A 15,153-nucleotide genomic window follows, 5' to 3' on the forward strand; every position below is an offset into this window, starting at 1 on the left:
CGTTACGGGAGCGTTCCCACTACATCAACCCATGTCTATGCTGGGACGTCGGGTTCCTGCATGAGGCGCGCCGGGGGCAGGTGCGAGTCGGGGTCCGACGGACGGGGGCCCTCCGGGCCGTCCGGGCCGACCCGGACGAATGTCTCCACCCGGGTCACCCGGCACCGGACGCCCTTCAACTCGAAGTCGTCGGTGCGCGGCGGCCGGTGCGCCGCGCGGGCCCGCTCGTACGCGGCCATGAACTCCTCCACCGGGGTGTCGTCGTCCAGCTTGACCCCGACGTCGGAAATTGAGAACGACTCCGCGTCCCGAGCGTCCTGCGGCGTAGCGTAGGTGGTGGACGACCGCGGCCGCCATCTGCCAGCGACGCACTCTCCGACGGTGAAGCCGACCGGGAGCAACACCACGTTCGGATGCGTGGTCACCGCCAGCCGGGAATCGGCGTGCACGTCCCCTGGGACAGCTCTCGGATGGTAGGAGGCGGAGACCATCTCCATCCGGACGAGTCCGTTGGTCAGTCCGGTGCCGGCGGCCGGGTCAATGACGAATCCGTCCAACTGCGACGTGTTCCGCATCGTCTGGCCCGGCGGGTACGGGTCCGGGTCGGTCGGCCGGGGTGGCTCCGGCCCGTCCGCGCCCATCCGGATGAACGGCTGGGCTCGGATGATCCGGTAGCGGGAACCGTTGACGGTCAGTTCGTCGACCGCCTCCCAGTCCAGCAGCTCGTACACCGCTTCGTACTCTGCCCGCTCGGCGGCGTGCTCGGGGGTCTGCGGTGTCTCACTGTGCAGCCGCCGGAAGTGGGACGCGAGGCTGTCACGGGCATCCTGCGGGCTGTCGGCGTTCAGCCGTAAAATTCGCCACCGACCGTTCACCTCCTGGGCGGAGCCGTAGATCGGGGCACCCCACATGATCTTCGGATAGGCGGCCGCACGGTTGCGGGCGTCGTCCTCGGAAACCGCCGATACCGGGTCGTCCCGATGCTCGATCCTGATCAACAGGTGCTCAGGCACCTGGTTGGCGTCATAGACCATGTACGCATTGTGATGGCTCAATCGCTGGACCGCAGCCCCGCCCCGCCGGGATCGGCCCGCACCACGGTCGATCCGTATCGGTGTGGCCCTACTGGCCGTTCGGGTCCAGGCTCTGCTGACCATTCGGGTCCAGGGCAGCACGCGCCTCGTCTCGGCTGGGGTACCCGCAGAGCTCGACGAGATTGCCGGTCGTCGCGACGAATGCCTCGTAGATGTCGTCGTCGAAATGGTTGAGCCAGTCGCCGGCCTTGCCCTTGCGGTAGTGCGCCGTCGGCCCGGTTTCCAGGCGATTCTTGCGCATCCGGGAGAACCCGTGCCGGTCGAGCAGCGCCGCCAACTCGGCCGGAGGCAGGGCAATCCCACAGTGCCGCATCAACTCTTCCACCTCGTCCGCCTGTCGCTCACCGGTCAGATCCTCGTACCGGAAGAGGCGGAACGTCTCGGCGCTGGGTGCGACCACCCACGACCGCAGCGCGGAGAAGAGGTTCTTCTCCGCGAGGTGGTTGATGATGTAGAGGAGGCCTTCCTTGCGCGGCTTCTCTTTGAGGATCTTCCGATGGTGCAGGACGTCACCCATCGGGGTGTGCGAGTTCCGCAGCGAGAAGTAACTGGAGACGACGATGTCGCGCGGGTCCCGCATCACGAAGAAGGCCCGGTACTTCTCCGGCTTGGGGATCGCTTCGAAGCGTTTGTAGCCGACGAAGAGCGACGATGCGACCCGGCCGGGCGGAATGGCGTCAGGGTAACGCCGCCGGTGGACCCGCTGATCGAAGGGCAGCAGGCCGGAGTACTGATACACGACCGGGTCGCTGAGGATGGCCTTCACCCACTGGCTGCCCGTCTTGCGGACCGTGCAGTGGTAGATGTTGTCGTATTCGCAGCGGGCGACCACCGGGATCGTCAGCCGGCTTCTCGCGATCCGCGTCTCGAGCATCGTCCACCGCACCGCTACCCGCAGGTTGCTGGGCGTGTGGTGCTTGGCGAAGGTGAAGGTCTGTTTGATCAGTGTTCTAGCCCTGTCTCTGCCCGCAGCCTGTTCCTGCCCGCAGCGGATCTCTGCCCGAAGTGGACGACGCACGTCAGCGGATGATGCGCATCTCGGCCTGAGATGATAGTACGCACCTCAGTCTGAGATGATGATGGACGTGGACCGTTCGGTCAACCTCCGAGCCGCCCGTGAGACTCCCCTTGCTGAGCGTGCCGACCCAGGAGTAGGCGGCGGAGGTCGATGCCGAACCGGGTGCGCGGCTCGGCTCGTTTGTAGCAAGTAGTTGACACAAATGGGCGCCTTGGTTCACTCTGCTTGTACTGCATGCTTGACACAAGCGGGGAAGCTCATGACCAGGTCGATCGCCCGGCGCACCGCCGCGCTGCGCTGGGCCGGAGTGGCGGTCGGGGCTGTCGTCGGCGTGATCGCCGCGCGATCGGGGGACCTCGGCGTGGGGCTGCTAGTGGCGGCACCCCTGCTTGGGCTCTGCACGCTCGTCGGCGTACTCGCCGGGGAGCTCACGGTACGGCCACCACGTGGGCCGACCCGGACCGCCGCCGTCGAGGTCCGCCGGATCCGCGACTACCTGCCGCGCCGCCTCGGCGGGGTGGTGGGGGTGGCCGGCGGGGTGCTCCTCATCCTGCTCGCCGCGACGACGACGGCCGGTGACCCCGACGACATGGGTCGCCCGGGACGGGCGCTCATCCGGCATTGCGCGGCCGGCCTGTACGAGAGCCGCGGCCCGTGGCCGGGCTCTTTCTACACCGGCGGGCTGGCGGTCGTCGTGCTGGTCGGTCTACTGATGGCGTGCCTCGCCCTGCGCGCCATCGTCCGGCGACCGCGGTCCGGGAGTACCGGCGATGCGGCAGTCGACGACGTGCTGCGCAGACGCGCGGCCCACGTCGTCACCGGCGCGGTCGGCATCCTCGTCGCCATCCCGCTCGCCGGGGTCAGCCTGACGGCGGCCAACGGCCTGCTCGGCACGTCCTGCGCGCCTACCTGGTGGACCGTCACAGGCTGGGTGCTGCTCGCGCTGGCACCGGCAGCGCTCGCGATGGGGGCCTGGTGTGCGGCTGCAGTCCTGCTGCCCACGGACCGGGCCGATTCACCGGTGCGGACGCGATGACCGATCGTCTTGCGTTGACGGTGGTCACCGGTGATCCCACGCCGCCCTACGAACAACTACGCCGTCAGTTGGTCGAACTGATCCGGTACCGCGCGCTGGCCCCCGGCGACCGCCTCCCGCCCGTCCGCCAGCTCGCCGCCGACCTGGGGTTGGCCGCCGGTACGGTGGCCCGTACGTACCGCGAGCTCGAGGCGGCCGGGTTGGTGACCTCCCGGCGTGGCGGCGGCACCCGGGTCGCAGCCGCGCAGCCCGCCGGGCCCGGTCCGGATGAGATGCTGCGTCACCACGCTGCCGCGTTCGTCCGCGAGACGCGTCAACTCGGCGTGGACGACAGCCAGATCAGCTCGGCGGTCGCCCGAGCGCTGGAGGCTTCGACGCAGGACCCCGACGCGCAGGTCCGGTAGTCTGCCGTCCAGGAGTTGGGCCGGCTCAAAGGATGTCGAGAACGGCGCGTAGCAGCCGGTTGACCTCGACCATCTCGGCCGGGCTCAGCCGGCCGACGCGCTCGCCGATCGCCTTTTCGACGTCGACGGCACGCAGTTGGTCCAGCATGAGTCGGGTTGGCTCGCCGCGCACGGTGACCTCGGGCCGGAACACGTACGGGTGGGTTGAGGCGGAGGTAGGAGCGACGATGATCGTGGACAGGTTGAGATCGTCGGACTGCACCACCACGGCGTACCGCGCTCCTTTTTGCTCATTGCGGGGTGCGCGCAGCCGGTAAACGTCACCACGCACTGAGCTCGTCCATCTCAGCCTGTACCCGGCGAACCTCCGCGAGGTCGTCGATGTCGCCACGAGCGTGCTCCGCGTCGGCCCGCATCCTTGCCCTCAGCGCCTGGTCGGCGTGCTCATCGAGAAGCCGCGTGATGACCTCGTCAATCGGCGCGTCACCGAACTCTTCCGTGCGGGTCCGCATCAGCCGGTCGCGAGTGGCCGTGCTGACCCGGATCGTCGTCGTCGCCATGCAGAGAAGTCTACGTATCGGGCTACTTGTCATCTACAACTCAGGTCTACTTCCTTCGGCTGCTTGCCGATCCGCTAGCGGCTGGTGGTGCAGCGGTTACCGGTCGGTAATGATGGCCGGATGCGGTACGACGTGGTCGTGATCGGCTCCGGGTTCGGCGGCAGCGTCGCCGCTCTGCGGCTCGCCGAAAAGGGCTACTCGGTGAAGTACGAGCCCGACCAGAGCTTGTTGGCCCGGTGGTAGTGGCGTGCGAGGTCGGGGAACTCCTGCCGGAGGCGGCGCGGCGGGACGCCCTTGAGTGAGTTGACCAGGCGGGAAACGGCGACTTCGGGTGGGTGGTCGACCAGCAGGTGGACGTGGTTGTGGCCGCCGTTGAACTCGACCAGTTCGGCCTCGAAGTCCGTGCACACGTCCCGCATGATCTGTTTCATGCGGGTCAGGTGCCGGTCGGCGAACACCGGGTGCCGGAACCTCGTCACGAAACCAAGTGGACGTGCATCGCGACGACGCAGTGCCTGCCGGTACGGACACCTTCGACTTCTGGCGTAGACCAATATGGTGTCGTGTGGTTCGTGCAGCTCCGGTACCAGTTCCGGGTCTATCCGACGCCCGGCCAGCAGATCACGCTGGCGAAGGCGTTCGGATGCGCCCGGGTGGTGTTCAACGACGGGCTGCGCGCCCGGCGGACCGCCCACGAGCAGGGTCTGCCGTACGTGTCGGACGCCGAGCTGTCCAGGCGGGTCATCACGCGGGCCAAGGCGACTCCGGAGCGGGCGTGGCTGGGCGTGGCTGGGTGAGGTGTCGGCGGTGGTGTTGCAGCAGGCCCTCGCGGACCTGAACACCGCGTACCGCACCTTTGACCGCGCACATCCTGGGCGGGCGGTGATCGGCGCCAGCCGCTCCGACGGCGTCGTCGACGCGTACCACCGGGTTTTCGGTTGTCTGGGCCTGTACGTGGTCGACGGCGCGGCGGCGCCGGCCAACCGGGGGGTGAACCCGTCGCTGACCATCGTCGCGCTCGCCGAGCGGGCGATGGCCCACTGGCCGGTCAAGGGCGAGCCGGACCGCCGCCCCCCGGCGAGCTGAGCCGCGACCCTGAACCATCGTCGGGACGGTTCGGCGACGGTCGGTAGGCTCCGGAGCATGAGCACGCCGCGTCCGGTCCTGGTGGTGGACTTCGGAGCCCAGTACGCCCAGCTGATCGCCCGTCGGGTGCGCGAGGCCAAGGTCTACTCGGAGATCGTCCCGCACGACATGCCGGTGGCCGAGATGATGGCCAAGGAGCCGGCCGCGATCATCCTGTCCGGCGGCCCGGCCAGCGTCTACGCCGACGGTGCCCCGCAGGTCGACCCGAAGCTGTTCGACGGTGGGGTGCCGGTCTTCGGCATCTGCTACGGCTTCCAGGCGATGGCGCTGGCGCTCGGCGGCACGGTGGCGCACACCGGCAACCGGGAGTACGGCGGCACCCCGCTGGCCGCCCGTCCCGAGGCCGGAGTGCTGCTGCGGGAGCTGCCGACCGAGATCCCGGTGTGGATGAGTCACGGTGACTGCGTGACCGCCGCGCCGGAAGGGTTCACGGTCACCGCCGGCTCGGCCGGGGCGCCGGTCGCCGCGTTCGAGGATCTCGCCGGCCGGCGGGCCGGGGTGCAGTTCCACCCGGAGGTGGGGCACACCGCGCACGGCCAGCTGATGCTGACCCGCTTCCTGTACGACATCGCCGGCATCGAGCCGACCTGGACGCCGCAGAACATCATCGACGAGCAGGTGGCCCGGATCCGCGAGCAGGTCGGTGCCAAGGAGGTCATCTGCGGGCTGTCCGGCGGAGTCGACTCGGCGGTCGCCGCCGCGTTGGTGCACCGGGCTGTCGGCGACCAGTTGACCTGTGTCTTCGTCGACCACGGGCTGCTGCGGGCAGGGGAGGCCGAGCAGGTCGAGTCGGACTACGTCGCCGCGACCGGGATCAAGTTGAAGGTGGTCGACGCCACCGACCAGTTCCTCGGCGCGCTGGCCGGGGTGACCGACCCGGAGCAGAAGCGCAAGATCATCGGTCGGGAGTTCATCCGGGTCTTCGAGGCGGCGGCCCGCGAGGTGGCCGCCGCCGGTGACGTCGAGTTCCTGGTGCAGGGCACCCTCTACCCGGACGTGGTGGAGTCCGGTGGCGGCACCGGCACCGCCAACATCAAGTCGCACCACAACGTCGGCGGGCTGCCGGACGACCTGCAGTTCGCCCTGGTCGAGCCGCTGCGCACGTTGTTCAAGGACGAGGTGCGGGCGCTCGGCCTGCAACTCGGGCTGCCGGAGGCGATGGTCTGGCGGCACCCGTTCCCCGGCCCGGGGCTGGCGATCCGGATCATCGGCGCGGTCGACCGGCAGCGGCTGGACCTGCTGCGCGCCGCCGATCTGATCGCCCGCGAGGAGCTGACCGCCGCCGGGCTGGACCGCGACGTCTGGCAGTTTCCGGTGGTGCTGCTGGCCGACGTGCGCAGCGTCGGGGTGCAGGGCGACGGGCGCAGCTACGGCCACCCGGTGGTGCTGCGTCCGGTGTCCAGTGAGGACGCCATGACTGCCGACTGGTCCCGGCTGCCGTACGAGGTGATCGGCCGGATCTCCACCCGGATCACCAATGAGGTGCCCGAAGTGAACCGGGTGGTGCTGGACGTGACCAGCAAGCCGCCGGGCACCATCGAGTGGGAGTGAACTGACCGGTCAGCCGGTGGTGGCCGAGGGGCGATCATCCGGTCCGTGGTGGGTCGCCGGAGTTGCTTGTACGGGGCCTGAGCTGTGGGGTTCTGGGAGGTCGTCATGCTTCAACGGTCCACGCGGCGGTCCTCGGCGACCTCGGTGACCCCCCGGATCAATACCCTGATCCGTCCCGGAATGCGGCTCTAGGTAGTCAAGTAGTTACCTAGAATACTGTCGCCAATCTGACAGTCGTCCGCGCCGACTGGCCACTTGCGGGCAGAATTCGGACTCGTGACTCCCGCCCTAGAGCCGCTTCGCAGGATCGCGGCATACGCTGTCTGTGCCGATTCGGAGGACCGGGTTCTGCTGGTCCGCGCCTCTCCGCGCTCTGGTACACCCGGGGTGTGGTCGCTGCCGGGAGGAGCGGTGGACCACGGGGAGGATCCCAACCACACCGTGGTCCGGGAGACCGCCGCGGAAACCGGCATTTCGGTCGCGATCACCGGGTTGCGTGACGTGCTTGCCGACATGCGCTCCCTTCCTCGGCGCGGAATCACCCTGCACACCGACCGGTTGATCTACGATGCGTCGATCCGTGGCGGGCAGATCTGCCACCGGATCAACCAGCCTACCGACCTCGCCCGGTGGTGCAGTCTGGACGAGGCGAAGCAACTGCCGCTGCGTCCGTTCACCGCCAGTGCCCTCGGCCTGCCGCCGGAGACGATCGACCTGCGCCCGGACACCGCTCCCGACTTCCCGTCGTTCTACGCCGTACCGGGGCCGGACGGGCTGCACCGGGCGCAACGGTTCGCCGCGTACGCGGTCGCCACCGACCCGGCTCGGCGGGTCCTGCTGACCCGGATCGCGCCCGGCTACCCGGGTGCCGGTCGGTGGCATCTGCCCGGCGGTGGCACCGACTACGGCGAACAGCCTGGCACGGCGCTGATCCGAGAGCTGGTCGAGGAGACCGGCCAGCGTGGCAGGCTGGTCCGGCTGCTCGGCGTGGCCAGCCACCGGGACGCGGCCTCGCTCGGTCCGGAGGGCTACCCGATCGACTGGCACGGGGTGCGCGCCTTCTACCAGGTGGAGGTGGACCGCCCGTCGCTGCCGATCGTCACTGACATCGGTGGGTCGACCTCGGAGGCCCGCTGGTTCGCTCGGACGGATCTGGCTGCCATCCGGTCGGAGCTGACCGAGGTGACCGCCGAGGCGGTCGGAGCCGCCCGGCTGGTCTGACCCCGACCCTGGCGGTGCCCTCCGACGCTCGGCGGCACCGCTGGGAAGGCTGTCGTCGATGCTTGCTTCAGCTAGCACCGCTTGCTGAAGCAAGCGCATCGCCGTGAGCAGGTGACCGGTTTGGCCCGGACGAACCGGCATAACTCAGACTGATCTCTCGCCATCCCGCGTCGGCTGTGCAATGGTGTAGGCCGCATAATCGGGCGTCCGGCACAAACTTGCGCCGGGCGACCGACCGATGATGGAGGGATCCGTGGCGAGAGCCCCGTGGCGGCGGCGGCGTACGACTGACAGTCCCCGGCCGGCAGGACGTCAATGGGCGGGCCGTCGATGGACCGGTCCGCTTCGTCGTAGTGGCAGCCTGGCCCGCCAGGTCCTGCTGGTGCGGGTCGGCCGCAGCGGCAGCGACCGGCTCCGTTTCGGCCGGCGGTCGGCGGACTCCGTCGGACGGTACCGGGTTGACCCGCTGACGGCGGCCGAGATCGCCGCGATCGCTCCGCTCAGCCCGGCGGTCGGTCCGGTCGGTCCGGCACCTGCCACCGGTGTCGAGGACCGCCCGATCGCCCCCGACGACCACACCGCCACGGCGGACAGCCGGCCCGGAGAGCTGCCGCCGGCTGCCGTACCGCTGCTGCCCGGCACCCCGACGGCGGCCCGGCGGGCCGGCTTCGTGCTGGTCAACTCGACTACGCTGGCCAGCCTCACGCTCGGCCTCACCGCCATCTTCCTGGCGATGGAAGGCGACGTACGCCCGGCTGCGGCCTGCCTGATCGCCTGCGTGGTCTTCGACGGACTCGACGGGGCGCTGGCCCGCCGGCTCGGGGTGGCGAGCCCGTTCGGCGCGCAGATGGACTCACTCGCCGACATGTGCTCGTTCGGGCTGGCCGCCCCGGTCGTCGTCTACGCCTCGCTGGCCGGCTCGGTCTCCACCACCGCCGCGGCGGTCGCCTGCGCCCTGGTCGCCGGCTGCGCAGCGATCCGGCTGGCCCGGTTCAACGTGTCGCCGTGCGACGGCCGGTTCTTCACCGGCGTACCGACCACGCTGGCCGCCGCCGTCCTCGGTCTCGGCGTGCTGATCGACGTCCCGATCCCCGGCGGTGCGCAGCTGGCGGTCGTGGCGCTGCTGGCCTTCGCGATGATCTCCAGCTTCCCGTACGCGAAGCTGGCCCGGCTGATCAAGCTGCCGCCGTGGCTGTGGGTCGTGCCGGTGGTCGGCGCGTTGATCGACGCGCGGCTGACCTTCGGCCTGACCGTGCTGGCCTACCTGGTGAGCGGGCCGGTGCTCTGGCTGCACCAGCGGCGGGCCACCTGACCCTCAGCCACCGGCCCGGCCCCGACCGGCCGGCTCTGGGGGTCAGCGCCAGCGGGCGATCACCGAGCTGCCACCGGCCACCCGGTCACCCGGCCCGACCAGCGCCTCGGCGGCGTCCGCCGGCAGGTAGACGTCGGTGCGTGAACCGAACCTGATCAGCCCGAACCGCTCACCCTTGGCGAGCAGACTGCCGACCGGGGCGCGGTGCGCGATCCGTCGGGCCACCATTCCGGTACGCTGCGCGACCACCACCCGGCCCCGAGCGGTCTCCAGCACCGTGTACGCGGCGACGTTGTGCTCGGCGGCCGGCTTCATCGCGGCGGCGAAACCGCCGTCGGTGACGAAGTGGTCGACCACCCGGCCGGCCACCGGGCTGCGGTTGACGTGCACGTCGAGCACCGAGAGGAAGACCGCGATCCGCAGGAACCCGGTGGCACCGAGCCGTTCGTCGTGCACCCGCTCCACCGACAGCACCCGGCCGTCGCTCGCCGCGACCACGGCGGTCGGATCCTCCGGAACGTCGCGTTGCGGATCGCGGAAGAACGCGGCGACCGGGCCGGCGGCCAACGCCGGCAGCAGCCAGAGCCGGCTCTTCGGCCGGGCCAGCCGGGTCGCCGCGGCCAGCCCGAGGGCGATCCCGGCGGCGGCCACGCCGCTGGAATCGATGTGCATCCCCCGGGTCAGCGGCACGCTGCTCGTCCGGAACGCCGGCCCCAGCTTGGCGGCCCGGTCGACCGGCGCCGGGGTGAACCGCAGCCGGTGCACCCGCAGCGGCGGGACGTTGCGCAGCACCAGGTCACTGCCGACGCCGAAGAGCGCCACCTGCCGGTCCAGTTCGGCGGCCGCACCCGAGGTGCCGCCCGGCAGCGCAGCGACGGCCACGGACAGCACGGCGCCTTCGGTGAGGTACTTGCCGTAGCCGTCGATCATGACGCGGGCCTGCTCACCACTGCCGGTGAGGACGGTCCCGATGATGAGCAGGTCGGCCGGGTCGGCGGCCGACGCCGTCTCGATCACCCGGACCCGTTCGTCGACCCACGGGCCGTGGCCGGCGATCTCCGCCCGCAGCTGTGCCGTCTGGTCGACGCTGGCCGGCACCACGGTCATCGTGTCGCCGGGTAGCAGTGCGTCGATGGCGGCGTCGACCAGCATCGATCCCGGGGCCACCTCGACCAGCAGGACGTGCTTCGCCGCGTTGTCCCGGGCGAGTTCGGCGGTCAGCGCCCGGGCGGCGCGGTCGCCGACGTCGGCGCGGGCACGAAGCACGGAAGTGACTGGTACGGGGGTGTCGGACATGGCGGACGGGCTCCTCGCGGCAATGGTGGGACGCGGACCCAGCATAGGTGCACCACCGGTGGGCTGCAGCGGGCCGTCAACCACCCGATCCGCTGGGCCGGGTGGCCGGCTCGGCAGACGTCGGGGCATCGGACGTCGGCCCGGCGGACGTCGGCCCGGCGGGCGCGGAGGCGTCGGCTTCCGCCGGCCCGTGGGCCTGGCCAGCGGTGCCGGGGGGCGGTTCGCTGCGGCCGGACCGCAACGCGCCCACCAACCCGAGTACGCCGAGCAGGATCAGCCCGCCGGCGACGATCCAGCCGACCCGGGGCAGCGGTACGTCGACTGACTGGGCGATCAGCCACCAACCGGCGATCAGGAGGAAGATCAGGCCGAAGGTGAGGGAGACGCCGTCGGTGCGGTGCCGTTTCATCGGATGACCTCCAGGTCGCCGGCGTTGATTTCGATCCGCAGGGTGAGTTCGCCGCCGCCGGTACCGTCCGATCCGAGGTCCTCCACGATGCGGCGGCCCTGCTCGAAGCCGTCCCAGCGGTGTCCGAGCACGGACGCGTTACCGGCGTTCATGTCGGTCTCGGTCCGTACGTCGACCTCGTCCGGCAGGTAGACGCGAAGTTTGCCGAACGACAGCGAGACCGTCACGTCCTTCTGCCGGTCGGTGAAGTCCACGTTGCGCAGGTCCAGCACGGCGTCGCCGAACGTTGCCTGGTAACGCGAATCCACCTGGCCGTAGGTGGCCGGTTTCCACACCATCGGCTCCGATGCGGCCTCCTTGGCCGACTCGGCGAGGCTGGAGACACCGACCGCTGCGGCAGCCGTCAGACCCAGCGCGATGAGCCAGCGGGCCCGGCCGATCCAGGCCCCGACCAGCAGCCCGACCGCGATCGTGGCGAGTACCGCCGCGAAGTAGGCCGAGGGTGGCGTGGGCGCCAGGTCGGTCAGGTCGAGCGCGGTGACCAGCCCGAGCACCACGAAGATCATCGAAAATGTGATGGTGCCCAGCCGGGACCGTTCCTTACGGGGCCGTGGCGCGACCGACGGTGGCGGTGGCACCGGGTGCGGTGGGACCGGAGGTGGCGGGGGAAACTGCCCCGGTGGCCCGCTGCGACCCGCGTACGGGCCGTAGGGCGCGAATGGTGCCCGGTAGCCCCCGAGGGCTGCCGGCTGGCCGGCGGCGACCGGTGCGGCCGCTAGCGCCGCTCCCGCTACCGGCCCGTACGGCGGCGGACCGTATCCCGCCGGTGGCGGCGGACCGTATCCCGCCGGTGGCGGTGGGCTGTACGCGGCCGGTGGGCCGTATCCCGGCGGTGGCGGCGCCGGGGGTCCAGCCGGTCGCGGACCGTCCTCCCGGAGACTGCGGTTGAGCAGCAACACGCCGCCGATCAGCACCGCCGAACCGAGCAGGACGGCCCGGAACCCGTCGGTCACGATGAAGCCGAACATGACAGCGGCGAGGATGCCGATCACCAGGACGGTGACCGGTGAAGTACTCGACCGGCCCCGGCCAAGCAGCCCTTCCACCGGCGAGGTGCTGTCCCCCTCACTCGGGGTGGCCAGCCACACCACCAGATACACCAGGATGCCGATACCGCCGAAGAAGCCGAGCACCGCCAGCAGCACCCGCCACAGAACCGGGTCGGTGTTGGTGGCCCGGCCGATGGCTCCGCACACCCCGGCCAGGTACCGGCCCTGACGCGGCCTGATCAACCCGTACCGCGAGGCGAGGGCCTCGGCCTGCGGAGGCGGTGGCTGCCAGCCGTACCCGGTGGTGGGGGGGTCCGTCGGCGGGGCCGACGCGGTCCCGCCGGCCGACTCGCCCGCTGGACTGGCCGCCCCTGCCGGCCCCGTTGCCTGGTCGGGTGGCTGCGTCGACTCGTCCGCTGGGTCGGGTGGCTGTGCCGGTTCGGTCGCTGGGTCGGGTGGCTGCGCCGGTCCACCTGGCTTGGTCGGGTCGTCGGTCATACTTGTGATCCTCCGTGTCCGGCTGCCCGACCTGCCTCGGGAATCGACCCTGAAGCCACCCTGACTTTCCAGACGGTGGCTGTCCGGGACGTCCCCGTGGTCGCGCGGGTCGTCGCCGTGTGACGATCGAATCCACCGGCCGGTATCCACCGGCCGAAGTCACCGCCGCCGGGCGCCGCCGGCCGGAATCGGCCGTCAGACCGTCCACGTCCCACCCGCCGAGGAGGCAGCGATCACTACCGCGATCGAGCCGCCACGTCTGTATCGCAGTCGCGAGCAGCGGGTGGTCGCCGGAGTCGCCGCCGGGATCGCCCACCACCTGCGACTGCCGGTGGTCGGCGTACGGGTGGCGTTCGTCGTACTGATCGGGTTCAGCGGCCTCGGGGTGCTGCTCTACGCGGCGTTCTGGGCGGTGGTGCCACCTGCGACCGTTGGGCCCCCGAAGCGTCGCGACCTGGGCGAACTACTGCCGTTCGTGGCGATCGGCCTCGGCGTCATCTTGATCCAGGTGCTGGTCTTCGAATCCAGTGGAGTGAGTGCCACCGCCGGCTGGCTGGTGGCGGTCATCGCGGTCGGGACCGGGATCATCTGGCACCAGTCGGCACCGGAGCGCCGGCGGGCCTGGCGGGAGACCCTGCCACAGGTGCCGTGGCTGGGCGCGGTGGTCGACGAGAGCGACCGCCGGGCCTTCCTGCTGCGGTTCATCGGCGGCGGGCTGCTGGTGGCGGTCGGCGTGATCGGGGTGGTGGCGGTGTATTCGCCCCGGGGCGACTTCGCCGCCGTCATCAACGGCGTCATCTTCGCCCTGGTCGGTCTCGCTGGCGTCGGGGTGGTCACCGCCCCGGTGCTGTGGCGGACGTTCAACCAGTTGCGCACCGAGCGGGAGGGCCGGGTCCGGGAGCAGGAGCGGGCCGAGCTTGCCGCGATGATCCACGACCAGGTGCTGCACACCTTGGCGCTGATCCAGCGCAACGCCGCCGACCCGAAGACCGTGCAGCGGCTGGCCCGGGGGCAGGAGCGGACGCTGCGGAACTGGCTCTACAAGCCGACCGCCTCGCCGACCGAGCGGTTCGCGGCGGCGTTGGAGCAGGTCGCGGCCGAGGTGGAAGACACTTTCGGATTGTCCGTCGAGGCCGTTGTGGTGGGCGACCGGGGCACCGACGAGCGGGTTGGCGCGCTGGTGGCGGCGACCCGGGAGGCGCTGGTCAACGCGGCGCGTCACGCCGGGGTGCAGACTGTGTCGCTGTACGCGGAGGTGGAGCCGGAGCAGCTCAGCGTCTTCGTCCGGGACCGGGGCGCGGGCTTTGACCCGACCCGGGTGGGGGACCACCGGCACGGGGTGCGCGGCTCGATCGTCGGCCGGATGCGCCGGCACGGCGGTCGAGCCGAGATCATTAGTACGCCGGGCTCGGGTACCGAGGTCCGGCTGACGCTGCCGGTCGGGCCGGAGAGCCGGCGGCCTGGGCCGGAGAGCCGACAGCCTGGAGAGGATGGCCGACATGAGTGAACCGACCAGCCAGCCGGCGGCGGGTGGGGCACCGGGGCAGCCGGACGGACGGCGGTTGCGGGTATTCCTGGTCGACGACCATGCGATGTTCCGTACCGGGGTCCGCGCCGAACTCGGCGCCCACGTGGATGTGGTGGGCGAGGCGAGCACGGTGGCCGAGGCGGTCAGCGGGATCGCCGCGGTCGGCCCCGACGTGGTGCTGCTCGACGTACACATGCCTGATGGTGGGGGACGGGCGGTGCTGGACGCGGTGCTGCGGGGCTCGGGCGTGGCGCGGCCGTCGGTGCGGTTCCTGGCGCTGAGCGTCTCGGACGCGGCGGAGGACGTGATCGGGCTGATCCGGGCCGGCGCACGTGGCTACGTGACAAAGACGATCTCACCGGACGATCTGGCGGCGGCGATCCAACGGGTGGCCGACGGGGATGCGGTGTTCAGCCCCCGGCTGGCCGGGTTCGTGCTGGACGCGTTCGCCGCCCGGCCGGACGCGCCGGTGGTGGATCCGGAGCTGGACCAGCTGACCAACCGGGAGCGGGAGGTGCTGCGGCTACTCGCCCGGGGCTACGCCTACAAGGAGATCGCCAAGGAGCTGTTCATCTCGATCAAGACGGTGGAGACCCACGTCTCGAACGTGCTGCGCAAGCTGCAGATGTCGAACCGGTACGAACTGTCCAGATGGGCGGCGGACCGCCGGCTCATCTGACCGACCAGCGGACTTGCTCTATCTCCCGGATGGTGGGAACCTGGTTGGCGATCCGTCCGGTGTCGATCATGGCGGGCCTGGTTGTGGGCTCGCGATGCGTCTGCTGCGGACCGGTGTTAACCCTGAGGTTACAAGCCGGCAATTGCCGCCAATCCGGCATCCGGGCACCTCGGACAAGTGGTGACTAATCGTATTGACTTAACATCCGAACGTGATGGAGGGGTCGCGGGGAAGGTCACACGAGGGCTTTCCTACTCTGCGGTAATAAGGGTTGTACAGTGGTCGGATGCCCAGGTCAGGGCGGGTCTGAGCGACGGTTGAGTGATCTTGACCGGAGTATCGGGGCCGTCCC

14 protein-coding genes and 4 pseudogenes are annotated in these 15,153 nt (G+C 70.6%); 10 read left to right on the plus strand and 8 right to left on the minus strand.

Annotated elements, in window-relative coordinates; translation table 11 throughout:
* Window positions 1-35: 35 nt before the first annotated feature.
* Entirely contained in the window at window positions 36-1,034 is a 999-nt protein-coding gene (locus O7543_RS23825; RefSeq protein ID WP_281551832.1) for a DUF5954 family protein, read from the minus strand.
* Between the two features lie 88 nt (window positions 1,035-1,122).
* Window positions 1,123-2,040 carry a sulfotransferase domain-containing protein gene (locus tag O7543_RS23830; RefSeq protein ID WP_281555721.1) on the minus strand — a complete coding sequence of 306 codons (918 nt, stop codon included), beginning with the start codon at window positions 2,038-2,040 and terminating at the stop codon, window positions 1,123-1,125.
* Window positions 2,041-2,371: 331 nt separating this feature from the next.
* Here O7543_RS23830 and O7543_RS23835 point away from each other — a divergent pair, with 331 nt between their 5' ends.
* Both O7543_RS23835 and O7543_RS23840 read left to right on the plus strand, forming a co-directional pair.
* Complete coding sequence (locus O7543_RS23835; protein ID WP_281567247.1) at window positions 2,372-3,148, plus strand: hypothetical protein; 777 nt, start codon at window positions 2,372-2,374, stop codon at window positions 3,146-3,148.
* Window positions 3,145-3,552, plus strand: coding sequence for a GntR family transcriptional regulator (locus O7543_RS23840; RefSeq protein ID WP_281551830.1), 408 nt, complete (start codon window positions 3,145-3,147; stop codon window positions 3,550-3,552). Before O7543_RS23835 ends, O7543_RS23840 begins: the two co-directional genes overlap by 4 nt.
* Before the next feature lie 25 nt (window positions 3,553-3,577).
* Here the strand turns inward: O7543_RS23840 and O7543_RS23845 are convergent, their stop codons facing one another.
* Both O7543_RS23845 and O7543_RS23850 read right to left on the minus strand, forming a co-directional pair.
* On the minus strand, window positions 3,578-3,820 hold the full coding sequence (locus tag O7543_RS23845) for a type II toxin-antitoxin system PemK/MazF family toxin (protein WP_281551829.1): 243 nt from the start codon (window positions 3,818-3,820) through the stop codon (window positions 3,578-3,580).
* 52 nt (window positions 3,821-3,872) lie between these two features.
* Window positions 3,873-4,112, minus strand: a complete 240-nt coding sequence (locus O7543_RS23850) for a hypothetical protein (RefSeq protein ID WP_281551828.1) — start codon at window positions 4,110-4,112, stop codon at window positions 3,873-3,875.
* Window positions 4,113-4,232: 120 nt separating this feature from the next.
* Here O7543_RS23850 and O7543_RS23855 point away from each other — a divergent pair.
* Window positions 4,233-4,316, plus strand: a pseudogene (locus O7543_RS23855) (FAD-binding protein); the annotation flags it as partial.
* A gap of 50 nt (window positions 4,317-4,366) precedes the next feature.
* On the opposite strand, the pseudogene tnpA reads toward O7543_RS23855, so the two are convergent.
* A pseudogene (gene tnpA, locus O7543_RS23860) lies at window positions 4,367-4,611 on the minus strand (IS200/IS605 family transposase); the annotation flags it as partial.
* 64 nt (window positions 4,612-4,675) lie between these two features.
* On the opposite strand from tnpA, the gene O7543_RS23865 reads away from it, so the two are divergent.
* The 5 genes and pseudogenes from O7543_RS23865 (at window position 4,676) to O7543_RS23885 (ending at window position 9,342) form a co-directional block, all read left to right on the plus strand.
* Complete coding sequence (locus O7543_RS23865; protein ID WP_281551827.1) at window positions 4,676-4,909, plus strand: helix-turn-helix domain-containing protein; 234 nt, start codon at window positions 4,676-4,678, stop codon at window positions 4,907-4,909.
* A 56-nt stretch (window positions 4,910-4,965) separates the two neighbouring features.
* Window positions 4,966-5,198, plus strand: a pseudogene (locus O7543_RS23870) (GMC oxidoreductase); the annotation flags it as partial.
* A 57-nt stretch (window positions 5,199-5,255) separates the two neighbouring features.
* Window positions 5,256-6,809, plus strand: a complete 1,554-nt coding sequence (gene guaA / locus O7543_RS23875) for a glutamine-hydrolyzing GMP synthase (RefSeq protein ID WP_281551826.1) — start codon at window positions 5,256-5,258, stop codon at window positions 6,807-6,809.
* A gap of 276 nt (window positions 6,810-7,085) precedes the next feature.
* On the plus strand, window positions 7,086-8,030 hold the full coding sequence (locus O7543_RS23880) for an NUDIX domain-containing protein (RefSeq protein WP_281567249.1): 945 nt from the start codon (window positions 7,086-7,088) through the stop codon (window positions 8,028-8,030).
* 253 nt (window positions 8,031-8,283) lie between these two features.
* A complete protein-coding gene (locus O7543_RS23885; RefSeq protein WP_281551824.1) occupies window positions 8,284-9,342 on the plus strand; it encodes a phosphatidylcholine/phosphatidylserine synthase in 1,059 nt (352 codons plus the stop codon).
* Window positions 9,343-9,384: 42 nt separating this feature from the next.
* On the opposite strand, the gene O7543_RS23890 is transcribed toward O7543_RS23885, so the two are convergent.
* From O7543_RS23890 to O7543_RS23900, 3 genes and pseudogenes are all read right to left on the minus strand, one after another.
* Window positions 9,385-10,638 (minus strand): phosphatidylserine decarboxylase, encoded by a 1,254-nt coding sequence (locus tag O7543_RS23890; RefSeq protein ID WP_281551823.1) that lies wholly within the window; start codon window positions 10,636-10,638, stop codon window positions 9,385-9,387.
* A gap of 223 nt (window positions 10,639-10,861) precedes the next feature.
* A pseudogene (locus O7543_RS30250) lies at window positions 10,862-11,047 on the minus strand (hypothetical protein); the annotation flags it as partial.
* Window positions 11,044-12,594: a PspC domain-containing protein gene (locus tag O7543_RS23900; protein WP_281567250.1), complete on the minus strand. Its 1,551-nt coding sequence runs from the start codon at window positions 12,592-12,594 to the stop codon at window positions 11,044-11,046. The pseudogene O7543_RS30250 and the gene O7543_RS23900, both read right to left, overlap by 4 nt.
* Window positions 12,595-12,838: 244 nt before the next feature.
* Between O7543_RS23900 and O7543_RS23905 the strand changes: the two genes are divergently transcribed.
* Window positions 12,839-14,101 (plus strand): ATP-binding protein, encoded by a 1,263-nt coding sequence (locus O7543_RS23905; protein ID WP_281555720.1) that lies wholly within the window; start codon window positions 12,839-12,841, stop codon window positions 14,099-14,101.
* A complete protein-coding gene (locus O7543_RS23910) occupies window positions 14,094-14,801 on the plus strand; it encodes a response regulator transcription factor (RefSeq protein WP_281551820.1) in 708 nt (235 codons plus the stop codon). Before O7543_RS23905 ends, O7543_RS23910 begins: the two co-directional genes overlap by 8 nt.
* Window positions 14,802-15,153: the final 352 nt, after the last annotated feature.

Source organism: Solwaraspora sp. WMMA2080, assembly GCF_027497395.1.
Lineage (GTDB): Bacteria > Actinomycetota > Actinomycetes > Mycobacteriales > Micromonosporaceae > Micromonospora_E.

Bases quoted from the DNA above. Each gene is read 5' to 3' on its own strand.
- O7543_RS23835 (WP_281567247.1), top strand. From the start codon at position 2,372: ATGACCAGGTCGATCGCCCGGCGCACCGCCGCGCTGCGCTGGGCCGGA.
- O7543_RS23850 (WP_281551828.1), bottom strand. From the start codon at position 4,112: ATGGCGACGACGACGATCCGGGTCAGCACGGCCACTCGCGACCGGCTG.
- O7543_RS23910 (WP_281551820.1), top strand. From the start codon at position 14,094: ATGAGTGAACCGACCAGCCAGCCGGCGGCGGGTGGGGCACCGGGGCAG.
- O7543_RS23840 (WP_281551830.1), top strand. From the start codon at position 3,145: ATGACCGATCGTCTTGCGTTGACGGTGGTCACCGGTGATCCCACGCCG.
- O7543_RS23900 (WP_281567250.1), bottom strand. From the start codon at position 12,594: ATGACCGACGACCCGACCAAGCCAGGTGGACCGGCGCAGCCACCCGAC.
- guaA (WP_281551826.1), top strand. From the start codon at position 5,256: ATGAGCACGCCGCGTCCGGTCCTGGTGGTGGACTTCGGAGCCCAGTAC.
- O7543_RS23890 (WP_281551823.1), bottom strand. From the start codon at position 10,638: ATGTCCGACACCCCCGTACCAGTCACTTCCGTGCTTCGTGCCCGCGCC.
- O7543_RS23825 (WP_281551832.1), bottom strand. From the start codon at position 1,034: ATGGTCTATGACGCCAACCAGGTGCCTGAGCACCTGTTGATCAGGATC.